Here is a 21343-nt window from a genome sequence, read left to right as displayed (position 1 = left end):
ATGACCGAGACCATCCTTGAGAACGCGACCCTCGTCCTGCCCGACCGGGTGCAGGCGGGCTGGCTCGCCGTGGCGGAGGGGCGCATCGCCGAGATCGGCGAGGGACGGGCGCCCGCGCGCGGGCTCGACCTCGGCGGCGACCACCTGATCCCGGGCCTCGTCGAGCTCCACACCGACCACCTGGAGAGCCACTACGCGCCGCGTCCCGGGGTGCGCTGGCATCCCCTCGGGGCGGTGCTGGCCTACGACGCGCAGATCGCGGCCTCGGGCATCACCACGGTGTTCGATTCCCTGCGCGCCGGCAGCGACCCGGACGGGAGCGGGCTCGGGCCGGAGCTGATGCAGCTCGCCCGGGCGATCGCCGAGGCCAGGGAGGCCGGCCTGTTCCGCGCCGAGCACCTCACCCACCTGCGCTGCGAGATCCCGTCCCACGACGTCGTCGACACGGTGAGGGACTTCGCGGCGCGCTTCCCCGTCAGCCTGCTCTCGCTGATGGACCACACGCCGGGCCAGCGGCAGTTCCGCGACATCGCCAAGTACTACCAATATGCCGGCCGGGGCGGGCGCTCCCTGGAGGCGATCAAGGCCGGGACCGAGCGCAAGATCCGGGAGGGGCAGGCCCTCAACGCGGTCAACCGCCCGGCCCTGGTCGAGATCGCGCGGGAGAACGGCATTGCCCTCGCGAGCCACGACGACACCACCCTCGACGACGTCGCCCTGGCCCGGCGCGAGGGCGTGGCCCTGGCCGAGTTCCCGACCACCGCCGAGGCGGCGCGGGCGGCCCGGGAGGCCGGCATCACCGTGATGATGGGGGCGCCCAACCTGATCCGCGGCGGCTCGCATTCGGGCAACGTCGCGGCCGAGCACCTCGCCCGCGAGGGCCAGCTCGACATCCTGTCCTCCGACTACGTGCCGGCGAGCCTGCTGATGGCGGCCTTCGCCCTGCCCGAGCGGGTGCCCGGCATCACCCTGCCCGCCGCGATCGCGACCGTGACCGCCAATCCCGCCCGGGCCACCGGCCTTCACGACCGCGGCGCCCTGCGGGCGGGCCTGCGGGCCGACCTCGTGCGCGTGCGGCGCGCGGGGGGCGTGCCGGTCGTGCGCCAGGTCTGGCGCGGCGGCGAGCGGGTGGCCTGAGATGCGCCCGGGCGGCTTCGTCCTGATCGTCGGCCCGAGCGGCGCGGGCAAGGACACGCTGATCCGCCTCGCGCGGGACGCGCTCGCGGCCGAGCCCCGCTACGTCTTCCCGCGCCGGTTGGTGACGCGGCCGCCCTCCGCGCACGAGGACAACCGCGAGATCGGCGAGGCGGATTTCGCCGCCGGGGAGGCGCAGGGGCGCTTCGCGCTGGCCTGGCGCGCCCACGGCCTCGGCTACGCGCTGCCGGCCGCCTGCCTGTCCCTGGCGGAGACCGGACACGTGGTAACCGCGAACATCTCGCGGCGGGCCGTGGCGGAGGCGCGGGCGCGCCTGCCGCGGGTGAGCGTCGTCAGCGTCACGGCGCCGCCCGAGGTGCTGGCGCGGCGCCTCGCCGCCCGCGGCCGGCCGGAGGACGGCGACCTCGCCGCGCGCCTCGCGCGGCGGGCGCCCGACGCGGCGGACCTGACCATCCTCAACGACGGGCCGCCCGAGGCGGGCGCGGCCGCCCTCGTCGCCCATCTGCGCGCGCGCTGACCGAGCGGAAACCGGACGCTTGCGCGGCGGCGTGCCGAGAGCCCATATCGTTCTCTCGTCTCGGGCGTTCCTGCCCGGGCGGCTCGGGCCCTCGGGGCCCGGGCGGCGGGCCGGCGCGCCCACCGCCGCAGCGGGAGAATGGAAGGACCGGATGAGCACGCCGCGGGAGACCGAACTGAAGCTCGAATTCGAGGCCTCCGACCTCGCGGCGCTGAGCGAGCACCCGCTCCTCGGCGGCGACGAGCGGGAGGCGCGGCTGACCTCCGTGTATTTCGACACCGAGGACCGGCGCCTGCGCGAGGCGGGCTTCACGCTGCGGGTGCGCCGCGACGGGGATCGGCACGTCCAGACGGTGAAGGCGGCCGGCACCGGCGCCGGGCTGTTCGACCGGCCCGAATGGGAATGGCCTGTCGACGGGGCCGAGCCCGACCTCGCGCGCCTCGGCGAGACCCCGGCGGGGGATGTTCTGGGCCGCAAGAGCGTGCTGCGGCCGCTCTTCTCGGCGGGCGTCGAGCGCTCGACCCGGGTGATCGCGCGCGGCGGCTCGCGCATCGAGGTCGCCCTCGACCGCGGCCGGATCACCCTGCTCGACGGCGAGGGCGACCGGGTCGCCCCGATCCACGAGCTCGAACTCGAACTCAAGGACGGCTCGGCCGCCGACCTGTTCGGGCTCGCCCGCGAGATCGGCGCGAGCGTGCCGCTGCGCCTCGGGGTGATGACCAAGGCCGAGCGCGGCTACTCGCTCCTCGCCGGGCGCCTCGACCGCGCCAGCAAGGCGGAGCCGGTGCGGCTCGACCCCGAGGCGAGCGCCGGCGAAGCCTTCCAGGCCGTCGCGCATGCCTGCCTGCGCCACATGCGGCTCAACGAGGCGGTGCTGCTCGACCACCGCGACGCGGACGCGCTGCACCAGCTGCGGGTCTCCCTGCGCCGCCTGCGCTCGGCCTTCTCGCTCTTCGGCGACCTCGTGGAGGATCACCGGACGCCCACCATCCGGGCGGAGCTGCGGCGGCTCGGCGAGCCCTTCGGCCAAGCCCGCAACCTCGACGTGTTCCTCGCGAGCACGCTCCCGGCCGAGCGGGCCCGGCGCCCGGACGAGGCGGGCCTGCTGCGGCTGGAATCGCATCTGGAGGGCGAGCGCAGCCGCGCCTACGAGGCGGTGGGCGCGGTCCTGCGGGGGGAGGAGTGGCGGCTCTTCCTCCTCGACCTGATCGCCTGGATCGATGCGGGGCCCTGGCGCGAGGCGGGGGCGCCGCAGGCGGCGCGCCGGGACGGGCCGGCGCGGGCCTTCGCGACGGAGGAGCTGGAGCGCCGCCGCCGCCAGGTGAAGAAGCGCGGGCGCCACCTCGACGAACTCGACCCGGAGGCGCGCCACCGGGTGCGCATCGCCGCCAAGAAGCTGCGCTACGGGGCGGAGTTCTTCGGCAGCCTCTATCCCAAGCCGAAGGCGGTCAAGCGGCACAGGACCTTCGTGAAGGCGCTGGCCGACCTGCAGGATTGCCTGGGCGACCTCAACGACATCGCGACCGCGCACACGCTCACCGCGGCACTGACCGAGGGCGCCGCGGATTCGGCCGTCTTCGCGGCCGGGCTCACGGCGGCGGACATGGAGGAGCGCACCGCCCGCCTGCTGCGGGCGGCGGCCGAGGCCCACGCGGCCCTGATCGACGTGCGGCCCTTCTGGCGCTGACCGGGCGGGCCGGCCTCAGCGCCGCGGCGCCAGGGCGTAGAGGGTGATGGCGGCGGCGTTCGACACGTTGAGGCTCTTGATGGCGCCGGGGAAGTCGAGCCGGGCCATCACGTCGCAGCACTCGCGGGTGCGCTGGCGCAGCCCCTTGCCCTCGGCGCCGAGCACGATGACGAGCGGGCGCGTCGGCGTCACCTCCGACAGGGGGACCGGCGCCTCGGAATCGAGGCCGATGCGGGTGAAGCCCTGCTCGCCGAAGCGGATCAGCGCCTCGGCGAGGTTGCGGACGGTGATGAAGGGGACGTGTTCGAGCCCGCCCGAGGCGGATTTGGCGAGGACGCCGGTGGCGGCGGGGGAGTGCCGCGCGGTGGTGACGATGGCGGTGACCGCGAAGGCCGCCGCGGTGCGCACGATGGCCCCGACATTGTGCGGGTCGGTGATCTGGTCGAGGGCGAGGAGCACGGCGTCGGCCGGCAGGTCCTCGATGGGCGGGACCGGGAGGGGCTCCGCCTCCAGGTAGAGCCCCTGATGCACGGCATCGGGCCCGACCAGGGCCGAGATCTCGCCGGGCCGCACGGTCTCCGGGGCGATTCGCAGTTCGCCGACCTCCTCCGTGAGGCGTGCGAGTCCGTTCTCGGTCGCGAGCAGGCGGGTGAGCCGGCGCCGCGGGTTGCGCAGGGCCTCGGCCACCGGGTGCCAGCCGTACAGGACGACCGTGTCCTCGTCGGCCCTCCGCGGGCCCGCGCCGGCCCGCGCGCCCGCGGGCGCCCGGGCGGGCGCGCCGGTCCGCCGGTCCGGCCCGCCGCGCCGCTCGCGCGGCGGCATCCGCTTGATCGCCATGCTGTGCCCTCCCGCCGCCCTGCGGCGCGCCGACACACAGCAGGGCGACGACCGCGTCAACCCCATCAATGCGGTTGCCGTCGGCCCGGAAGCTCACTATAGGGTCGCTCACCGCGAGCGCCCTTCGTCTAGCGGTCTAGGACGTCGCCCTTTCACGGCGAAAACACGGGTTCGAGTCCCGTAGGGCGCGCCAGCAGAATCAATCACTTAGCTGTTTTCGGTGCTGCCCGTGTCCAACGTATGTCCCATATGTGGGCGTGCACGAGGGTGGGCTCACCCACACGCACTTGGTCATACCAAATCCGCTTGATCCCTTCGGGATGGCGGATTTGGGCCTTGCTCAGGCGCCGCGCAGGCTCGCGATGCGGGATCCGCTTCGATCAAGCGGATCCCGCATCACACCGCCTGACGTCAACGCTCGATGCGGTCGAGCCGTAGGCCGGCCCTTTGGCGGCACGCCTTGACCCCGCCGCCGAGGAGAGCGCCCCGGCGGTGAAGCCCGAGTGCACGGCGCGCCAACCGTGCCATCGCGGCCATCGCGGCAGCGGAGCGCGGCACGATCGGCAGCTCATGCGTGGCCGTCATGCAACGGGCCGCGGGCGTCTGCTTGGCGGAAGGCGAAGGGCCACCCGGGCCAGGGTGCCATGCGATCGCTCGTTAACCATATCGGGGGCACCATTCACTCAGTGGCAACCCGCCATCGGTCTCGCGTCAAAGCCCGCCCGGCGGCCTACCGGGCGGGCCTCGTCGTCTCAAAGCCTCGGTCCGTCCGCCGCGCGCTCTGCCCGCCGACGTGATAGCTCGGATGCGGGGACTGCAGCCTAATCGATCACCTCATCGGCAAGGGCCAGGATGGAATCGGGCACGTTTAAGCCGAGTGCTGCTGCCGTCCTCATGTTGACGCACAACGTAAACCTGGAAGGCTCCTCGACCGGGAGATCACGCGGCAGCGCTCCCTGAAGTACACGATCGGTCAGAGCCGCTGCGCGATGATAGCTCTCCCTGAGATCGGGGCAGAATGACATCAGGCCGCCATCATGCACCTCAGGCGGGAAGGTGTGGATAGTTGGAAGTTTCCGAGCCAAAGCCAAATCAGCAATCGTGCGCCGGTGGTTGAAAAGGGCGTTTTCGGTGATGAAGATCACGGCCTGCGCCCGAGCGGCTACCGCACCATCGAATGCAGCAGGCAAGCCAGCAGCGCCGCTGATTTCTATGGTCGCCACCTCGATACTGAACCGTTTCCCTGCAATGAGGATACTCTCCACGAGGGCAGCGTTCTCCTGAAACTGCGGGCTCCAAAGGACAGCGACTGTGCGCATTTCTGGGACGGTGTCGGTCAGGAGTTGGAGGCGTTTCGCCCCCAGAAACGCATCACTGAATGTCACTCCCGTGTAGTTGGCTCCCGGTCTGGGTAGACTCTTCACCAGGCCAAGGCGAATTGGATCGGACACGAACAAGAACACTACCGGCTTAGAGACATGCGCGCGCTTGAGTGCAAGTGCGGCAGGTGATGTCACTGCAATGATGACCTGTGGCTGGACCTGGGATATGTGAGCTACAAACGAGGTGAGGCGGTCGGGATCGCCGTCCGCACTGAGAAGCTCAATATCGGCAGTTTGCCCCTGGTGATGCCCAAGGTCACTCAGCGCGGAGTAAAGCTGGTGGATGGGTGTGCGGTCAGCAAACCCGCTGTGTAGGATAACGATGCGAGCCTTCGCCGCCGCCGCGACCCGATGCGCCAAGCACGGGAAGAACAGCGCTGCGAGGAAGTCTCTCCGCTTCATCGGTCATCTCGCCAGCGCGACCGTCTTCGCGGGCCAATTGCCGCCCTAAAGGTTAATCGTGCGCACCGTCTCCATCAACCAGCCCGCCCCGGGCGGACCCCACAAGGTCGTCATTCTCGGCAATCTGGATGCCAACCCACATCCCTCGCCCGAGGTGCTGAAGAGGATCCTCAACCTGACCTCCTCCGAAGCGCGCCTGGTCAACGAGATCGCGGGCGGCAGGAGCGCGGAGGAGATCGCGAACGCAGCCCACGTGGCGGTCGGGACGGTCCGCAAACGATTCGCGACCGTGTTGACCTGTCTCAGAGGCGCGTACCCTCACGAGCGCTCGGGCCCCGCTGACGGCGTCAGCATTCGTGTCAGCGCTCAGTGACAATCTCTTCCAGAGCGATGTCATGTGGCTGCGGGTAGATCGTCCTCACGCGCCCGAGCTCGAAGCCAACACCAATGGTGCGCGGCTTGACCGACATCGCAGCGATCGTGCGATCGTAGAAGCCACCACCATAGCCAAGCCGGTAGCCCTGCTCGTCAAAGCCGACGAGCGGGACGACCAGGAGGTCGGGAAACACCGGCTCGCCAGATTCCGGCACCGGGATGTTCCAAACGCCTTGCGCCATCAAGCGGCCCGGTGACCACTCGCGGAACACGAGCGGTTGTCCCCGCTCCACGATCACCGGCAGCGCAAGGCGCGTGCCCCGCTCCCGCATCGACGAGAGAACCGCTCGCGGGTCATACTCGCCGCGAAATGGCCAGTAGAAGCCGATCAGCTTGCCGGCGTAAGGCTCCAGTGCCGCTCCGAGCGCCTGACTGACCCTCTGGCTCCGCGCCGCGCGATCCTGGGCGGAGAGCCCGATGCGCTGCTCGATCAGCTTGGTTCGCGTCTCCTTGCGCCAATCGCGGATCGTTGGCCAATCCGCACCGGCATTCGGCAGCCCCGTGTTGGCGTCCGAGATCTTGGATGTGTCGCTCATGGGCTTGCTCCCGCCTGTCCCGGGCTAGCTGCGGAGGATGTCAGCCGTGCCGGTGCGCCGCGTGACCGGCTTACTGCCCGCCATAGGGGCGCAACGGCCGCCCAGCCTCCGAACGGTGCACCATCACAGCCTGTCCGGCGGCGTCATCGATGGCGGCGAGGCGAGGTCCGACGGCAGCGTGGAGGGACATCTCGCTGCGATCCAGAACCAAGTTCACGCGCTCGCAGCGCTCGGCATCCGGGCTGTTGGCCACCTCCGCCTCCCTGAGTGCCTCGGTGATGATGACGCGCATCTCCTCCAGCAGGCGCTGTGTAAGAGGTGGCCGTGCCTCAGCAGCATAGGCTTCAGCGATAATCCTGGCCCACTCATCCGCGGGCCGACCCGGATATCTGTTCATGTTCGGACGTCCTGCCAGCATGGGCGCCCCCGTGGAAGCGCTGCATCCTGCCCCATGGGCTCGGCGCTGTCGGCCTGCAGCAGGCCCATCTTAGCAGACGATTCCTCCGCAGGCGCGGAGATAAGTCGTTCGTTCCAATGCGGTGGATCCGTTACTGCCAAGTTGAAGCAGCTCGACTCGGAGGGGGCCCTCGTCGGCCCGAAGAGGAGGTTTGAAGGCCCACACTGCCGGCCGGGTCCTACTCGGGCCGGCATCATTTTATGCGCGGCACAATGGGTGGATTCAAGTGGTCGTCGCAACGGCTTGGCGGAGGGCGGTTGTGATGGCAGGTCGGCGGCGTTCGGATCGGGCACTTCGCGAGAAGCTGCGGTCACCGGGTCGTCCCGGGGTCGGTCTGCGCGAGACGCGGCGGGGGTTCTGGGCGTTCCTCGCGCAGGGTCTCTCCAGCGAGGTCGCAGCGATGAAGCTCGGGATCTCGCCACCGGTCGGCTCGCGGTGGTTCCGGACAGCAGGCGGAATGGCACCTTCCCACCTGTCACCATCATCCAAGTCGCCTTCTGCGCGCTACCTGTCGTTGGCTGAGCGGGAGGAGATCGCGATCCTACAAGCGCAAGGTCACGGGGTCCGGGACGTCGCTCGGCGTCTGGGACGGGCGGCGTCGACCATCTCGCGGGAATTGCGCCGCAATGCGGCGACCCGCAGTGGCGGCCTGGACTATCGCGCCACGACCGCGCAGTGGCACGCTGAACGCGCGGCACGCCGGCCCAAGCCAGCAAAACTGGCGGGGAACGCAGCGCTGCGGACGTACGTGCAGGAGCGGCTCGCCGGAACTGTCGCGACACCGGGCGGGAGCGCTCTGCCTGGCCCTAGCGTTGCCTGGAAGGGACGGCGGCACGGGCGACGCCAGAGCCGCCGATGGGGTCGATCCTGGAGTCCGCAGCAGATCGCCGAGCGCCTACGGCTCGACTTTCCGGGCGATACGACGATGCGCATCAGTCACGAGGCGATCTATCAGGCGCTCTACATCCAGGGCCGGGGCGCGCTGAAGCGTGAGCTGACCGCGTGTCTTCGCACAGGACGGGCTTTGCGTGTGCCGCGGGCCCGCAGCCTGGGCCGAGGCAGGTCGTTCGTCACCCCCGAGGTGCTCATCAGCGAGCGTCCGCCCGAGGTGGAGGACCGCGCGGTGCCGGGGCACTGGGAAGGAGATCTGATCCTGGGTCTGAAGAGTTCGGCGATCGGGACCCTGGTCGAGCGCACGACGCGCTTTACGATGCTGCTGCATCTTCCGCCGATGGACGGCCATGGGGTGACACCGCGTGCGAAGAACGGCCCGGCGCTGGCGGGGCACGGGGCCCAGGCGGTGCGCGAGGCGATCGCCGGCACGATCGCGCGCTTGCCCGAGCAGCTGCGGCGCTCGTTGACCTGGGACCAGGGTACCGAGATGGCCGAGCACGCGCGCTTGCGGATCGACGCGGGTCTGCAGGTCTACTTCTGCGATCCACGCTCACCCTGGCAGCGGGGGACGAACGAGAATACGAACGGGTTACTGCGACAGTACTTCCCGAAAGGAACGGATCTGAGCGCCCACAGCGCGAACGATCTTGCTGCTGTGGCCGCAGCCCTCAACAGCAGACCGCGCAAGACGCTGAACTGGAAGACGCCGGCAGAGGCGCTCGACGCTGTGCTGGCTGCCGTGCAAGATGGTGTTGCGACGACCGCTTGAACCCAAGATGTCTCCGGCGTATAATCCTGCGGAGAATTCGGCTCTCGGCCATTCGCGCAAGGCGGGCGTATGGAGCCACCTCGCGCGGGCTCGCAACCGCGCGACCGCCTGGGACGCCGATTGCAGGCGCTGTACGAGCCCGTTCTCGACGAACCGCTGGAGCAAGGCTGGCGGAGCTGCTGCACGAGTTGGACGGCACCGGCTCGCCCCGCCGTTCCGTCCCGTTACAACGGCCGCCCACGGCCATTCCTGCGCCCTCCAGAGGCGTGCCAACACCGCTCGTCGCCATAATCAAACCCCAAGGCGGAAGCCTTCTGCTTGTGGCCGAGAAGGGTTCGGCAGCCAGGGCATCAGGGCTCGAAGCAGCTCTGGAGCGGCCGCGCCGGGCAGGAGGGTTCTTGATCGAAGCGCCCCGCGGCAACCGTCCTCAGGCCGCCGGGACAGCGGTCGGCGGCACCGCCAGCGGCTTCTCCGGCGCCGTCGTGCCCTGCGCCGGCCCTGGACGCGGCTCTCGAACGGCTTCGGCGGGGCGTGGAGCGGGACGGGCAGCGGCAGGCAGCGGGAGATCAACCGAGACCACGCGACCGCTCAGTGGGTCCAGGATGCGGATCTGCGCCATGCACGCCCCCTCAAGAGGAACGACCAGGGTGTGCCGATCGAGGTAGGAAACCGTAAACGGCCCGACGTGCGCCACGACACGCGTGAAAGTGCCGGTCAACGGGGCAGGCCCGCCTTGACGCGGATCAGCGCGTCTCCGATCCGAGAGTGCGATGGCGCGCATGAAGGCGCGAACCGGCCTTTATGGAACCGTAAGCTGAGCCATGAAGGATGTCCCGCAGCTGCTGGCCCACTGCGGCATGTCCGCCGCCGCTGCCCGGCTCAGGCTCTTCGCCACGAGCGCGTGCTACGCCTGCTTCCTCGAGCCGTTCGGGCGCTCCAGCCACGTTATCGCGCTCAGCTGCGAGATCGTGCTGGTCCCGACCTTTGTCACGCTCTGTGGGCCCAAGCGAATGAGGGAAGCCCGCCGCGGCAGGACCGGGCGGGCTGAAAGGCTGCGATCCACGTTTGGGCAAATGGATCGCGCGTACCTCAAGCACATTTTGAGTGCCGTCGCACCTCGTATTCGGACCTGAGCCACGTTAGCGAAAGAAAGTCCGCCACGGTGGAGAGGTGCCGGGCGGGCTGAGGCTCTGTAGAGTAGAACTCCGCCAGAAAAGTATGCTGGCGGTCAAGTTGGCAAGGCGCTACCGAGTCGCCTCCGACACAATCTTCATCTCGTCGCCGTCTGCACGTTCCGCAGGCTGAGCGCCGTCGCGTCGGCGAAACCCGCTATTCGCACAAGCCCCAGTATGGGACGCGTCATGGTGCCTCCGGACAGCGTTCCGAAGGTCTCGCGCGGGCCTCGAACCGGCCGCCAGTCGAGGGCCAGTCTATTGGCTTTCAGTGGAGTCTTGCAAGCCGCTGCCTCGACCGTACTAGTGCACAGACGCCGACGAAAACACCATGTGCTCAGCCGCTACTCGCCTGAAAATGAGGGAGAAATCGCGCTGAGCCATGTACGTTTGAATGCGTCAGTGCACTAGTCTTTGGCTGTCCGCTCCAGGCCCGCACGCCCGGGGCAGGGCCGCGGGCCGGGTCCGAAAGCGGCACTGAAGACCCGGCCCGCACAACGAAATGCCGGCTCGGGAGGGAAGCCCGGCCGGCGTCGAGTGGAGATCCCTGAAAAGCGGATAGCCGCGCGGCGGCTCCGGGCGGTTCCGTCGGCTTGGGAGGGGCCCTCAGGCCCCCGCTTCTACACCTCAAAGCGCTCCCTGCCCTCAAGGCCGTCACCGACGAGCAGCTCGATGCCGCCATGCGGGAGTACCTGGACGATCCCACGCCCGGCATGCGCCTGATCGCGAAGGGCGTGGCGATCGACATTGCCGCGGCCGTGGCGAACCGCGAAATCGCCAGGGACGTGCTGGACGATCCCACCCTCGATCGCGCGGTGCATAGTGATCAGGACGGCGATCCTGCTCGCGCGGCCTGCCTGACGGACGCAATCGCCGCACACAGCCCAGCGGTTCACCGTTCTCCGTCCTGGGGCGTGCAGACGATGTTCTCAGCGGCAAGCAGTGTCTCGCGCAACTCCGCCGCGATGTCCGCGAGCGCGGTCCCAGCCGCGATCCCCTCGGGGAGCGTCTCCTGGATCTCGCGTAGATCGGCCATGACATCGCGCATCACCGCCCGGTTGAGGCAGGCGAACCGGCCCGGGGCGGCACGCTCGAAGGCGAGCGCCAAGGTCTGATAGGCGCGCTCCAGCAGGCAGTAGGCGATCTCCGCCCGCACCACGCGCTCTTCGGGACCGCACTCGCACTCCGGCCGGAGGTTCTGCTCGGGTGTCATGTGCACACACGTGGGGAGCGCATCTGGTAAGCGCCAGCCCGCACATCAGGCGTTACTGCAACTCCAGTCGTAAGGCTCAGGACGCGCGAGCTCGCCGCTCCTCGATCCAGGCTTGTGCCTCGTCCAGGTCCGCGAACTTGGGCGGATTGGGATCGTCAACCGGACCGAAGCCGGTTTCCAGAAACCAGGAGCCGGCTCGTCTCCGAACAGACGCCCGGCGGTACGGAATGACCGCCGGGCGTTCTGCTGCCGGTAAGACTTCGTTGACCATCCTGGCCCACCGTTTCGCCTGCGGCGCTGAACACCCAGCCGGCACGGCGGCGGCCCGGTGCTCCGGGATGAGATCTCCGGGTCGTCGCCTCTGATCTTCCGGGACCGCCCGCTCGTGTCGACGACGAGAGCGGGCGAAGGCAGCGACTGGTGACCGCTTTGAGCCCGTGGCGGGCTGGTCGCTGGAGCTGGCGGCCGGGTTCTGAGTAGGGCTTCGGCCCGGCCGCCATGCACCTGCAGGCGATAAGCCCGCCACGGGACCCTGCGGGCATGGCGGCTTGCGCGGACCGGCCCAAGGCAAGCTGAGTGGAGGCAGCGCCTTCCCCGGCCCGACCGGATCAGCGAGCGTGTCACGGCAGCGTGGGGCGGTGTTGATCCAGGTCGCTCCGGAACCGCCGCCCTCTACGGCCCAGCGAACAGCATCCCGGCGGCGCGGTGTCCCCCGCGCAGGATCGCCCCGTGTGACGTCGAAGCGAGAAGGCCCTTCGACCTGGATCGCTGGGAGCCCCGGGCCCGGCTATCGGTCCCAGCGGGAGACACCGACGGACCGCGCCTTCAAGCTGCTCTACCGGCTCGGCGCTGAGGGCGGGATCGGCGACACTACCGCCAAGCCCGGGATCCATGCCCGGCCGTTGGTCGCGCAGTACAAGTCAGCCACGCTCTCCCGCAGCCAGGACGGGCCGAGCATCCGGTCGACCCGCACCAGGATGTGATCATCCGGCAAGATCTGGCGCAGCGAGCCCTCTACGAACAACTCAGGTTGCTCCCGATCACGCCGACCCAGCATGGGGCGCTTCCAGCCAACCAACACTGGAAGGGGATCGCTGCCCTGCCGCCGCTGCGCTGTTGCTCTACGCCTTCCCCGATCCGAATGGGCGCTTCGGTCGGGACGGGATTGCTGATGGCCTGCTCGGCCAGGTGCGCATGCGTCTCCGTCCTGCCAATCAGCCGAACGTCCACCTGTTATGCACTCCCTGCAATGCAGCACGCTATTATCATCGCTTATAGTAATCCTCGCCCCATGGCATATGACGAGCGCCCAACCGCGATGCCGTCGCGGCCGGGTGTGCCCTCCTTGGGCGTTTCCTCCCTAGACTTCGGGCCGCTCGCGAGGGCGGCCTTTTTCTTTTCTGAGCGCGGTCCCCATATTCGGTAGGCTCAACTGCCTGCAAGCCCGACGCACCCACAATCGGGTAAACTAACGCGCGAAGCGGCATACTTCCTCACGCCGCCTCAAGCCTCCGGGGAGGTTGCAGCGGCAGGCGTGGCTTGTCTCTGCCCGGCAGGCAGCCAGCGACTTCACCCTCAGCGATGCAGCTGCGGCGGAGGCAGATAGCTATGTCGGTTCCCGCGCGCCGCATGCTCCTCGTCAGCTTCGGAACCAGAGGCGACGTACAGCCCTTCTGTGTGCTCGGCCGCGAGCTGCAGGCGCGGGGTCACGCCGTCCGCATCTTGACCACCAGCGACTACGCCGGGCTGGTACGCCGCTTCGGTCTTGATCCCGTCACCATGGGAGTACCCTTTGCCGAGGTGCTGCGCGACCCGGCCTTCGACGAGCTGTTTCGCAGCAATTTCGTACCCCGGTCCGGCCTGCTGCGAAATGTGCGTGCCCTTGCTGGCCGGGTCGAGGCGCAAATCACTGACCTCATGCTCGGCGCCCTTGACGAGGTCGGCCGGGCCGACCTCGTGGTTTACAACAGCTTTGGGTTCTTCGCCGGAGCCATCGCGCGCGCGAGGGGCATCGCATCCTTGCTGGTGATGTGCCAGCCCCTGTTGCCAACAACGCGGGAGAGCCTCTCACTGTTCGGCGGACGTAACCTCGGGCGAGTCGGCAACCGCCTTTCCTACGAGGTGTTTCGCCTGCTCACGCCCTTGATGCACGGCCCGCTGCGGGCGCTGCGGCGCTGCGGCGTGGGTGGAGACCTGCACCTGCTCACGAACCCGGTCACGCACGGCCTTTCCGAAACACCCGTGGTGCTCGCCTACAGCGCCGCGCTGAGCCCGCCCGCCAAGGACTGGCCCGTTCCGGCGACGCAGACCGGCTTCTGGTTCCGGGAGCAGGATCCCGCAGCAGCGCTGCCCGAGAAGATCCGGCATTTCCTCGATGCCGGACCTCCGCCGGTCTACATCGGGTTCGGCTCCATGCTCTGGGGCGCCAAGCGCAACACCGAGGTGGTGCGGCGCGCGCTCGACCTCTGGGGCGGGCGGGCGATCCTTCACACGGGGTCGGGCAGGCTCGCCCTTGCCGGCCCGATGCCGGACGACCACACTGCTGAGAACCGCATCCTACCGATCCAGGAGAGCGACCATGCCTTGCTCTTTCCCCATGTCGCCGCGGTCGTTCACCACGGCGGAGCGGGAACGACGGCCGCGGCGCTTCGGGCCGGGCGGCCGAACGTGGTGCTGCCGGTGCTGGGCGACCAGTTCTACTGGGGTCGCCGCGTCGCCGAAGTTGGAGCGGGCGAGGCTCCCGTGGCGCTCGGCCGCGTGACACCGGAGGACCTCGCCGGGCGGATCGCCCGAGCTGCGGCCGGAACTCGCTCTGCGGCTGTGGTGGCGATCGCGACGGCGATGGCGCGCGAACCGGGAGTCAGCGCCGCCGCGGACCTGATCGAGCGGCACACCGCGCGCGCGGGGGCGACCTGATGCCGCCATCCTGCCCAGTCACCGGTGAGCCCGCCGTGCGCCTCGTGCAATGGGTCAGCGCCCGCCACCTCACCGCCCTGTGGCGGCTCTTATTCCGGGCTGATCCGCGCTCAAGCTTCTCCGGCACGACGCGCTTTGGCCTGTGGGAGTCGCCGACCGGCCTCCACTTCTTCGACCCGATGCGGGCGGGCGACGCGGACTTTTACGCGGCCTTCTACCGGAGCCGTGGCATGCGCCAGTACCTGCGGGACCCCGATCGCGACGAGTTTCGGACCGCAGCCGCCTACGTGCGGCCCGCCGACCGGGTGCTTGATGTCGGATGTGGTTTCGGGGCCTTCCGGCATCACGTGCCTCACGCGACTTACGTCGGGCTCGACCCGCATTTTGCTGGCGGGGAGGATCGTCCCTGGGCACGGGCAGAGCTCCTGAGCGACCATCTCGTGAGGCACGCGGGGAGCTACGACGTCGTCTGTGCCTTCCAGGTGTTGGAGCACGTGACCGACCCGGTCAGCCTCATGGCTGAGATGGCGCGGGCCGCGCGGCCGGGCGGCCTCGTCATTGCCGGCGTGCCGCACGTCCCCTCGGCGCAGACCGGCATTCCGAACTGGCTCACCAACGCCGTGCCCCACCACCTGACATGGTGGACCAAGCCGGCTTTGGTGGCGCTCGCCCGCCGCGTCGGACTGACCGACGCCATCGTGCGGGAATCCGCATGGTCTCGTGGCGATGTCTTCGTGCACTGGATGGCGCGCCTCTCGCCCGTGCGCTGCCGCGCGCACTACTACCGCCACGCTTGGTCCTGGTACGCTGCGGCCCTGGTCGGAGCGCTTGGCGGAGTCGTCGCGGCGTCCTTCCTACCCCTACCAAAGCCGGGAACGGACGAGGGCGTCGCCCTGCTGCTAGTCGCTCGGCGCACCGTTGACCTCTCCACTGACTTGCAGGACACCCCATGACGACCCCACCCTGTCCCGTCACGGGCGAACCAGCGGTCCGCCTCGTGCAGTGGGTGAGCGCGCGCCTGCTCGCGGACCTCTGGCGCTACACGCTGCGGGTCGATGTGCGCCCGAGCTTCCGCGGCGTAACGCGCTTCGGCCTGTGGGAGTCGCCGACCGGCCTCTACTTCTTCGACCCCATGCGGCAGGGGGATGCCGGCTTCTACACGACCCTCTACAGCCGTCTGAATATCCGCCACTACCCGCGCGAAGGACACCCGCGGGCCGAGTTCCGACTGGCCGCCCGCCACGTTGCGGCGGGCAACCGGGTGCTTGATGTTGGCTGCGGCTTCGGCGCGTTCCGCCACGAGGTGCGCCACGCCGACTACACGGGTCTGGACCCGCACTTCTCCGGCGAGCCCGGCGCGTCCTGGGCCCGGATCGAGAACTTGGACGACCACCTGCGGACGCATGCCGGCCACTACGACGTGGTCACCGCTTTCCAGGTGCTAGAGCACGTCGAGCAGCCGGTGGCGATGGTAGAGGCGATGATGCGGGCGGTGCGACCAGGTGGCACCGTGATCGTCGGAGTGCCGCACGTGCCGGCGGCGCACACCCGGATCCCGAACTACCTGATCAACGCGGTGCCGCATCACCTCACGTGGTGGACAAAGGCGGCGCTTGAGGCGGTCGCAGCCCGCGCCGGTCTGGTCAGCGCCGCGGTCGAGATCGCGCCCTGGAGCGACGTGGATGCGATCGTGTACTGGATGGAGCGCTGCTCACCGGTGAAATGCCGCCAGGTTCATTATCGGCACTCCTGGGCGTGGCACGCCTCCGCGCTGATCGGCTTCATGGGTGGGTTCGTGATGCGGAAGCTCAAGCCGGAGCCGTTCCGCCCCGATGATGAGGGTGCATCACTGCTGCTGGTGGCGCGCAAGCCCGCAATCGCATGATCGATCCGCCTTAAGGTGCACTCAATGCACCAGTTGTGTCTGCATGGGCATTCCCATACGAACTCTTGGCAAGACAGCGAAAACCCGCCTGTATGAGGTACTTTCGGCTTACGAACGTTGACTTATACGGATCTCATTCGACATCCGGTTGATTGCTTCGCAATGCGGATGTCGGCGTCGCTCAGGCGCCGCGCAGGCTTGTGATCCGGGATCCGCTTCGATCAAGCGGATCCCGGATCATCTCCAAATTTAAGACCCAGGCTGCTCGAACTCCTGCGCCGGGGCGACACGCTGCATATGAGGTAGGTCAATCGAATCAGCTGCTACTCTAGGGACGTCTGCGGGAGGTCCGCGGGCTCACGCGCTGAGGCGTCATCGTCCTCGTGGTCGCCAATTGTTTGACTTTGGACGGCGCCACTACGGATCCGAAACAGCAGGCCGTTAGGGACGCGCTGATCGGCTTTATGGCGGCGACTGTCCAGGCCCAGGCCGTTGCCGCCGAGCAGGCCCAGCGCGCCGGTATCGAGCACGCCAGGGCTCGCGAGGACGCTGACAGGGGACGGAAACTGAACTTCGCGCCGGCCGGGATCTCGCTCGTGCCGGCGCTCTTCCTTCGCCGCAGTCGTGCGGTAGCTGAGACTGGTCGTGCCGCCGCGGCTTCTTCTCCCGGTTGCGGGATGGTACGGCAGGCGGCTGGGCTCCGAAGCGACCGGCGCTCCCATGGCCCGGCCGCCACCCTCAGGGTCTCGTGTCACGCAACGGCGTGCTCAAGCGAGACATTGGCGTGAAACACCAACTGTGGCCGGCGCCGAACGTCAGGCGGCACTCAGCACCCCATCAGGCCCTTATCGGGACCCAAGCGAGACACGCCTGAACTCAATCGCGAACCGGTGTGTAAACAAAACGACTGTCGGCAATACCCTCCCGCGAGACCATCCTGACATGCTCGTCGGATACGCCCGCGTCTCAACCCACGACCAGAACCTCGACCTCCAGCGCGATGCCCTCGCCCGCGCCGGAGGCCAGCGCGTCTTCGAGGAGAAGAAGTCCGGCACGGCGGCACCAAGCGACCCGAGTTCGAGGCCGCCCTCGCCTTATCTCCGTCCCGACGACGTGCGCGTAATCTGGAAGCTCGACCGCCTCGGTCGCTCCCTGGTCGAGACGATGCCCACCATCGACGGCCTGCGCCGGCAGGAGGTCCACTTCCGCTCCCTCACCGAGCAGTTCGACAGCGACACCGCCCACGGCCGCTTCGCCCGCCAGGTGCACGGCGCCATGGCCGAGTACTTCCTCGCCCTCAGCCGCGAGCGGACCCTGGAGGGGCACAGGGCTGCCCTCGCCCGCGGCCGCAAGGGCGGGAGGCTCAAGGCCCCGTCCGAGGGGGACTTCGAGGTCGGGCGGGCGCTGCGGGCCTCGGGCACCATCTCGGTGGCGGCGATCGCCAAGCGGCTGGGGGTGAGCCGGATGACCTTCTACCAGGACTTTCCGCAGGCGCGGGCACGCAACCAGGTTGCGGGGGAGAGTTGGGAGATGCCGATCCGGCGCGAGCCCCGCGGCTTCGACCCGATCGACCGGCCCCAACTCTCGACCGTGATCGCTTCCGGCAGGCCGGCTCCGAGGCTAATCGCAGTCCGGCATTGCAGGAGGCAGTTCATGATGGACGGGTAAAGTTGCTTGTCGCGGTGCAGCTCGATCCAACACAATACCCAGAATAGGTTCCTGTTGTCTTGCCGCCAGACTCGTAGTGGCCTCCAAATATGTCTACTCCGAAAACTTTGAATTGAAAATCGGTCACCATTTTTGTTTCGCCGCCAGAAGCAGCGTCCAGTTCATCAAGACGCAGTTCGGAGGAGTCGCTAATCTTCCCTCTGAGCTGGGCTTGCATGTGCCGTCTCCATTAGGGCGGGCTGTCGCTCCACGGTGTAGAGGGCATAAGGCTATCTTGCCGTACGAAAGCACACATCGAGAGGATGAGGATGGCCGGCCCAGCGAAGGTTCGAGCTGTGCACGGGCGCGCTGCGCGTCCTGCTCGTCCGTGGAGGCGCAGAGTAGGCCCTCAGGTACACGGGTGGGCTGATCAGTTCGCTGCAGACGGTCTCCTGATCGGCGGTTTCCTTTGGATGGTGAATCGGGGCTTGGTGAACCGGCTCCGGGCTGGTTCTCCAGGGGTATACCCAAATCGTACCACACGAACCGGCCGCTATGGGTGGAAAGCAGCCGTTGTAATGATCAAGTTGATTGAGTTCAGATCCTGGGGCCTCAAAGGGTGAGATGTTCTAAAATGCTGCGTTATCCGTTGAGGGGGCTTGGCGGATCCGGATTGCTCCATACCGGCACGTCCTATTGAAACGCTTCGCCGCATCGCGGCCTTCTTGCCAAGCCCCTCCCGCGGCCAAGCCTCACTATTTCGGATATCCCACGTAATAGATCCCGATAATGCCGCTGCTTGCATCACGGATCGGTTCGTAGCCGGTGATGTAGGGGTGGCCAAGAATATCGGCCTCTCCGAAATAGGCTTCGCCCTTGTTGATCGCCGCGATGGCCTTGCCCTTCGGATCCAGAATGGTCCCAACGGCGCGCGATCCGTCATCCTTCTTCACATTCGTTGAGACGCGGACGAATTCACCACCGCTCTTGACGAACAATGTTTCGGTTCCACCCACCTCCTTCTGCACGCTATCGACGAGAGTGAAGTCACCGTTCACTTTCGTCTGTCCGAAATAGAGAACCGGAACGGTCTTCCCGGCGACGGTGTCCTCGCCCTTTGCGCTCGGGGCTCCGAGGGTAGCGGCCTTCGACTTCAGGCGCTGCATGGCGGCCTGCACGTCCTCGGCGGGACCAGCGTAGACACTGGTAAGTATCGGAACGGCCGCGCTGGCCAGGAAAGCCAGGAGTGATAGGGTAAGCAAAGGCGCTTTCATGGTCATCTCCCTTATTGCTAACGCGACATCCCCGTAATGGAGACGAAAAATCCGTCCCCCTGTGGCACTCGCTGGGACAGCCTCTCACGTTCTAGAGTGGGAGTTATGCAAATGGGCTGCCCTCGCGCGCGATTGAGCCAGCAGCTAGTAGCCGTGGCGGCGGTTAACACGCCGGGCCGTCCTTCGAGCCGACCGATGCGCAACTCCGGCCCTGGTCAGTGCCTTGATGACCAATCCGTCGGACACCTCACATGCTGCAACTCCGGCCGAAGAACTGCTGAGTGGAGTCGCCTTTGCTCCGCTCCCCAGTCCAAGCACAAGCGCCGCAGCAATAGACAATCCTGCAAGTTTCAGATAACCCATAGTCATCTCCTTTGCCTCAATGCGATCCTGGAAATGAGCGCTGCTGTCCCACTATTTGCGCTTTTCTCGTGCACCGCTTGATCCATTGAGACTCGGCCATTGCTCTGAGGGTCTGAACTCAATCAGCTTGGCCGCATGAAGGGCCGCCGAGGGTCGGAAGCGGCTGTTAAGGCGCATCCTGCACCGGCGCGGGCGCATTGCCGGAGGCGAGGCGGCAAGCTCCCCGACACCCCCGGGCCGTGCCGGGCCGCCATGCTGACCGCCAACCCGATCGCCGATCTTGCCGCCCTGGTCTCCGCGTGGAGCCGCGGCCTCGCCGCCCTCTCGCCCGGCCAGCCGCCCTGCCCGGGGGGCCGCCCCGACGAGTGGGCCACCAGCCTGGAGAACTGCCGCCGCTTCGTCGACGAGTTCGGCGCCGAGGCGGCGCGGCTCGGCTGGGACACGCTCACCCTGTTCTCGGCGCACCCGCAGGCCGGCATCGTCCGGGGCGACTGCTGCGGCGTGATGATGCCGTGCTCCTACCCGGTGTTCGAGCTGGCGGAGGCGTACCTGAAAAAACACCTCTGGACCTAGCGGAAGGCCAAGCCCGGGCGCTGCCGCGGCGTGACCGTCTGGGAGTTCGGGAAGGCGGCCTAGCGGGATCTCAAACTCGGCCGTAGCCTGCGCCGATCAGGGCGCCGATCTCACCCGTGCCGATCCGACCCGAGCACCGCGGCTTCGACCCGATCGACTGGCCCCGGCTCTCCGACGTGATCCGCTTTCGCCGCGCCGGCGGGCGCTGCGAGGGCTGCGGGCGGCCCCACCTGCAACGGGTCGCCTTCAGGGCGGGCGCTGGTTCGACGCCGCGACCGAGACGCGGCGCGACGGGCGCGGCCGGATCCTGCGCAGCCGCATGCTCCCGGAGGACCTGCTCCACACCGTCCGGTTCACCCGCGTGGTCCTGGCGACGGCGCACCTCAACCACGACACGGCCGACAGCGCGCCCGGCACCCTCGCCGCCTCCTGCCAGCACTGGCACATGCTGCACGACCGGCCGGAGCGGCGGCGCCGGTTCGCCCTGTTCAGCCGCAAGGCGGCGGGCGATCTCTTCCGCGGGCCATGCCCCTGGACGGAGAGGCGGCGCGATGCCAGACAGACCCACGATCGGCGAGTTGTTCAAGCTCAAGGCCGTCACGGACGAGCAGGTGAAATCCGCAGTCGCCGCCTCCCTCGACGGCCCCACGCCGGGGCTGCGCCTGATCGCCGAAGGCGTCGCCGTGGACCTCGCGGCGGTGATCCCGGCGAACGCCTACGCCCGGGAGGTGCTGGCCCTGACCAACGCCCTCGAGGCGCAGCGACGGATGGCGGTGCGCACCGCCATCCTGCTGGCGAGGGTGGAGGGAGGCGCATGAGTGACGAGACCCCGACAGAGCCGCCGCGCAAGCCGGACAAGCTCGAACTGCGGATCGCTCGGCTCATCCAGGAGCGGATCTGGGACGTCTCTGGCCACCACCCGCTCGGCGATACCGATGCCCAGACCCTCGCCCGCGAGATCATCGCGCTGGTGACGGGGGAGCTGCGAGTGCCAACGCGCGACCCGTCCTGACGATCGAGCGCCGGATCGCCGACGCCTCCCTGAACGAGGGATAGGGCGCGGGCCTGGACGTTGCCCTATGCCGGCGAGATCGAGGGCGTTGTGCACGCCGTGCGCCTATGGCGGGCGCGGCTGCCGCCCTGACACGGCCCGCGTAGCTCGCGCACGCTATCGCCGCGCAACGGACGCCGCCTACCTCTCCGCCTGTGAGCCGCCGCAACCCCCGCCG

At 68.5% G+C, this 21343-nt stretch carries 20 protein-coding genes, 1 tRNA gene and 3 pseudogenes; 15 read left to right on the top strand and 9 right to left on the bottom strand.

Annotation, left to right across the window (positions count from 1 at the left end):
- The 3 genes from M446_RS13910 to M446_RS13900 all read left to right on the top strand — a co-directional run bounded on the left by M446_RS13910 (position 1) and on the right by M446_RS13900 (position 3359).
- Complete coding sequence (locus tag M446_RS13910; RefSeq protein WP_012332724.1) at positions 1–1137, top strand: alpha-D-ribose 1-methylphosphonate 5-triphosphate diphosphatase; 1137 nt, start codon at positions 1–3, stop codon at positions 1135–1137.
- Between the two features lies 1 nt (position 1138).
- Positions 1139–1672 (top strand): phosphonate metabolism protein/1,5-bisphosphokinase (PRPP-forming) PhnN, encoded by a 534-nt coding sequence (gene phnN / locus M446_RS13905; protein ID WP_012332723.1) that lies wholly within the window; start codon positions 1139–1141, stop codon positions 1670–1672.
- Positions 1673–1823: 151 nt separating this feature from the next.
- Positions 1824–3359, top strand: coding sequence for a CHAD domain-containing protein (locus M446_RS13900; RefSeq protein ID WP_012332722.1), 1536 nt, complete (start codon positions 1824–1826; stop codon positions 3357–3359).
- Between the two features lie 15 nt (positions 3360–3374).
- Here M446_RS13900 and M446_RS13895 read toward each other — a convergent pair whose 3' ends face one another.
- The gene (locus M446_RS13895) at positions 3375–4196 is read right to left on the bottom strand and encodes a TrmH family RNA methyltransferase (RefSeq protein ID WP_018260626.1); all 822 of its coding nucleotides are present in this window, start codon (positions 4194–4196) and stop codon (positions 3375–3377) included.
- Positions 4197–4313: 117 nt separating this feature from the next.
- Between M446_RS13895 and M446_RS13890 the strand changes: the two genes are divergently transcribed.
- A tRNA-Glu gene (locus M446_RS13890) sits at positions 4314–4389 on the top strand.
- Positions 4390–5017: 628 nt separating this feature from the next.
- Here the strand turns inward: M446_RS13890 and M446_RS13885 are convergent.
- Positions 5018–5980, bottom strand: coding sequence for an ABC transporter substrate-binding protein (locus M446_RS13885; protein ID WP_012332720.1), 963 nt, complete (start codon positions 5978–5980; stop codon positions 5018–5020).
- Between the two features lie 58 nt (positions 5981–6038).
- On the opposite strand from M446_RS13885, the gene M446_RS37180 reads away from it, so the two are divergent.
- Positions 6039–6353, top strand: a complete 315-nt coding sequence (locus tag M446_RS37180) for a helix-turn-helix transcriptional regulator (protein ID WP_150108656.1) — start codon at positions 6039–6041, stop codon at positions 6351–6353.
- Here M446_RS37180 and M446_RS13875 read toward each other — a convergent pair.
- Positions 6340–6951 (bottom strand): 5-formyltetrahydrofolate cyclo-ligase, encoded by a 612-nt coding sequence (locus M446_RS13875; protein WP_012332718.1) that lies wholly within the window; start codon positions 6949–6951, stop codon positions 6340–6342. The genes M446_RS37180 and M446_RS13875 overlap by 14 nt on opposite strands.
- A gap of 70 nt (positions 6952–7021) precedes the next feature.
- Entirely contained in the window at positions 7022–7348 is a 327-nt protein-coding gene (locus tag M446_RS13870; RefSeq protein ID WP_026190613.1) for a hypothetical protein, read from the bottom strand.
- Between the two features lie 322 nt (positions 7349–7670).
- Here M446_RS13870 and M446_RS13865 point away from each other — a divergent pair, with 322 nt between their 5' ends.
- Together M446_RS13865 and M446_RS39710 are read left to right on the top strand one after the other, a co-directional pair.
- Positions 7671–9071, top strand: a complete 1401-nt coding sequence (locus M446_RS13865) for an IS30-like element ISMtsp4 family transposase (RefSeq protein WP_012330561.1) — start codon at positions 7671–7673, stop codon at positions 9069–9071.
- Positions 9072–10836: 1765 nt separating this feature from the next.
- A pseudogene (locus M446_RS39710) lies at positions 10837–11104 on the top strand (hypothetical protein).
- Between the two features lie 31 nt (positions 11105–11135).
- Here the strand turns inward: M446_RS39710 and M446_RS13850 are convergent.
- The 3 genes and pseudogenes from M446_RS13850 to M446_RS35275 all read right to left on the bottom strand — a co-directional run.
- A complete protein-coding gene (locus M446_RS13850; RefSeq protein WP_012332714.1) occupies positions 11136–11456 on the bottom strand; it encodes a hypothetical protein in 321 nt (106 codons plus the stop codon).
- A gap of 76 nt (positions 11457–11532) precedes the next feature.
- Complete coding sequence (locus M446_RS35280) at positions 11533–11727, bottom strand: hypothetical protein (protein ID WP_083784677.1); 195 nt, start codon at positions 11725–11727, stop codon at positions 11533–11535.
- Between the two features lie 600 nt (positions 11728–12327).
- Positions 12328–12513, bottom strand: a pseudogene (locus tag M446_RS35275) (IS5/IS1182 family transposase); the annotation flags it as partial.
- Positions 12514–13064: 551 nt separating this feature from the next.
- Between M446_RS35275 and M446_RS13840 the strand changes: the two are divergent.
- From M446_RS13840 to M446_RS13820, 4 genes are all read left to right on the top strand, one after another.
- Positions 13065–14372, top strand: coding sequence for a glycosyltransferase (locus M446_RS13840; protein WP_012332713.1), 1308 nt, complete (start codon positions 13065–13067; stop codon positions 14370–14372).
- Positions 14372–15325 (top strand): class I SAM-dependent methyltransferase, encoded by a 954-nt coding sequence (locus M446_RS13835; protein WP_012332712.1) that lies wholly within the window; start codon positions 14372–14374, stop codon positions 15323–15325. Before M446_RS13840 ends, M446_RS13835 begins: the two co-directional genes overlap by 1 nt.
- Positions 15322–16257, top strand: a complete 936-nt coding sequence (locus tag M446_RS13830; RefSeq protein ID WP_012332711.1) for a class I SAM-dependent methyltransferase — start codon at positions 15322–15324, stop codon at positions 16255–16257. Before M446_RS13835 ends, M446_RS13830 begins: the two co-directional genes overlap by 4 nt.
- Positions 16258–17199: 942 nt before the next feature.
- Positions 17200–17925: a recombinase family protein gene (locus tag M446_RS13820; protein ID WP_012332710.1), complete on the top strand. Its 726-nt coding sequence runs from the start codon at positions 17200–17202 to the stop codon at positions 17923–17925.
- Here M446_RS13820 and M446_RS37175 read toward each other — a convergent pair.
- Positions 17909–18142, bottom strand: coding sequence for a hypothetical protein (locus tag M446_RS37175; protein ID WP_150108654.1), 234 nt, complete (start codon positions 18140–18142; stop codon positions 17909–17911). The genes M446_RS13820 and M446_RS37175 overlap by 17 nt on opposite strands.
- A gap of 517 nt (positions 18143–18659) precedes the next feature.
- Positions 18660–19178, bottom strand: a complete 519-nt coding sequence (locus M446_RS13815; protein WP_043702402.1) for a Cache 3/Cache 2 fusion domain-containing protein — start codon at positions 19176–19178, stop codon at positions 18660–18662.
- Between the two features lie 615 nt (positions 19179–19793).
- Here M446_RS13815 and M446_RS13810 point away from each other — a divergent pair.
- The 4 genes and pseudogenes from M446_RS13810 to M446_RS13795 all read left to right on the top strand — a co-directional run bounded on the left by M446_RS13810 (position 19794) and on the right by M446_RS13795 (position 21126).
- Positions 19794–20114, top strand: a complete 321-nt coding sequence (locus tag M446_RS13810; protein WP_012332709.1) for a hypothetical protein — start codon at positions 19794–19796, stop codon at positions 20112–20114.
- Between the two features lie 116 nt (positions 20115–20230).
- Positions 20231–20640 (top strand): annotated as a pseudogene (locus M446_RS38915) (hypothetical protein); the annotation flags it as partial.
- Between the two features lie 25 nt (positions 20641–20665).
- Positions 20666–20932, top strand: coding sequence for a hypothetical protein (locus M446_RS13800; RefSeq protein ID WP_012332708.1), 267 nt, complete (start codon positions 20666–20668; stop codon positions 20930–20932).
- The gene (locus M446_RS13795; RefSeq protein ID WP_012332707.1) at positions 20929–21126 is read left to right on the top strand and encodes a hypothetical protein; all 198 of its coding nucleotides are present in this window, start codon (positions 20929–20931) and stop codon (positions 21124–21126) included. Before M446_RS13800 ends, M446_RS13795 begins: the two co-directional genes overlap by 4 nt.
- The last annotated feature ends 217 nt before the right edge of the window (positions 21127–21343 follow it).

It is taken from the genome of Methylobacterium sp. 4-46, from assembly GCF_000019365.1.
In the GTDB taxonomy this organism is placed as follows: Bacteria; Pseudomonadota; Alphaproteobacteria; order Rhizobiales; family Beijerinckiaceae; genus Methylobacterium.
The sequence above is the reverse complement of the archived record's forward strand: the minus strand, read 5'-3'. Positions and strand labels throughout refer to the sequence as shown.

Excerpts from the sequence above, each read along its gene's own strand:
- M446_RS13910 (WP_012332724.1), top strand. The coding sequence starts at position 1 with ATGACCGAGACCATCCTTGAGAACGCGACCCTCGTCCTGCCCGACCGG.
- phnN (WP_012332723.1), top strand. The coding sequence starts at position 1,139 with ATGCGCCCGGGCGGCTTCGTCCTGATCGTCGGCCCGAGCGGCGCGGGC.
- M446_RS13900 (WP_012332722.1), top strand. The coding sequence starts at position 1,824 with ATGAGCACGCCGCGGGAGACCGAACTGAAGCTCGAATTCGAGGCCTCC.
- M446_RS13895 (WP_018260626.1), bottom strand. The coding sequence starts at position 4,196 with ATGGCGATCAAGCGGATGCCGCCGCGCGAGCGGCGCGGCGGGCCGGAC.
- M446_RS13885 (WP_012332720.1), bottom strand. The coding sequence starts at position 5,980 with ATGAAGCGGAGAGACTTCCTCGCAGCGCTGTTCTTCCCGTGCTTGGCG.
- M446_RS13875 (WP_012332718.1), bottom strand. The coding sequence starts at position 6,951 with ATGAGCGACACATCCAAGATCTCGGACGCCAACACGGGGCTGCCGAAT.
- M446_RS13870 (WP_026190613.1), bottom strand. The coding sequence starts at position 7,348 with ATGAACAGATATCCGGGTCGGCCCGCGGATGAGTGGGCCAGGATTATC.
- M446_RS13865 (WP_012330561.1), top strand. The coding sequence starts at position 7,671 with ATGGCAGGTCGGCGGCGTTCGGATCGGGCACTTCGCGAGAAGCTGCGG.
- M446_RS13850 (WP_012332714.1), bottom strand. The coding sequence starts at position 11,456 with ATGACACCCGAGCAGAACCTCCGGCCGGAGTGCGAGTGCGGTCCCGAA.
- M446_RS35280 (WP_083784677.1), bottom strand. The coding sequence starts at position 11,727 with ATGGTCAACGAAGTCTTACCGGCAGCAGAACGCCCGGCGGTCATTCCG.
- M446_RS13840 (WP_012332713.1), top strand. The coding sequence starts at position 13,065 with ATGTCGGTTCCCGCGCGCCGCATGCTCCTCGTCAGCTTCGGAACCAGA.
- M446_RS13835 (WP_012332712.1), top strand. The coding sequence starts at position 14,372 with ATGCCGCCATCCTGCCCAGTCACCGGTGAGCCCGCCGTGCGCCTCGTG.
- M446_RS13830 (WP_012332711.1), top strand. The coding sequence starts at position 15,322 with ATGACGACCCCACCCTGTCCCGTCACGGGCGAACCAGCGGTCCGCCTC.
- M446_RS13820 (WP_012332710.1), top strand. The coding sequence starts at position 17,200 with ATGCTCGTCGGATACGCCCGCGTCTCAACCCACGACCAGAACCTCGAC.
- M446_RS37175 (WP_150108654.1), bottom strand. The coding sequence starts at position 18,142 with ATGCAAGCCCAGCTCAGAGGGAAGATTAGCGACTCCTCCGAACTGCGT.
- M446_RS13815 (WP_043702402.1), bottom strand. The coding sequence starts at position 19,178 with ATGAAAGCGCCTTTGCTTACCCTATCACTCCTGGCTTTCCTGGCCAGC.
- M446_RS13810 (WP_012332709.1), top strand. The coding sequence starts at position 19,794 with ATGCTGACCGCCAACCCGATCGCCGATCTTGCCGCCCTGGTCTCCGCG.
- M446_RS13800 (WP_012332708.1), top strand. The coding sequence starts at position 20,666 with ATGCCAGACAGACCCACGATCGGCGAGTTGTTCAAGCTCAAGGCCGTC.
- M446_RS13795 (WP_012332707.1), top strand. The coding sequence starts at position 20,929 with ATGAGTGACGAGACCCCGACAGAGCCGCCGCGCAAGCCGGACAAGCTC.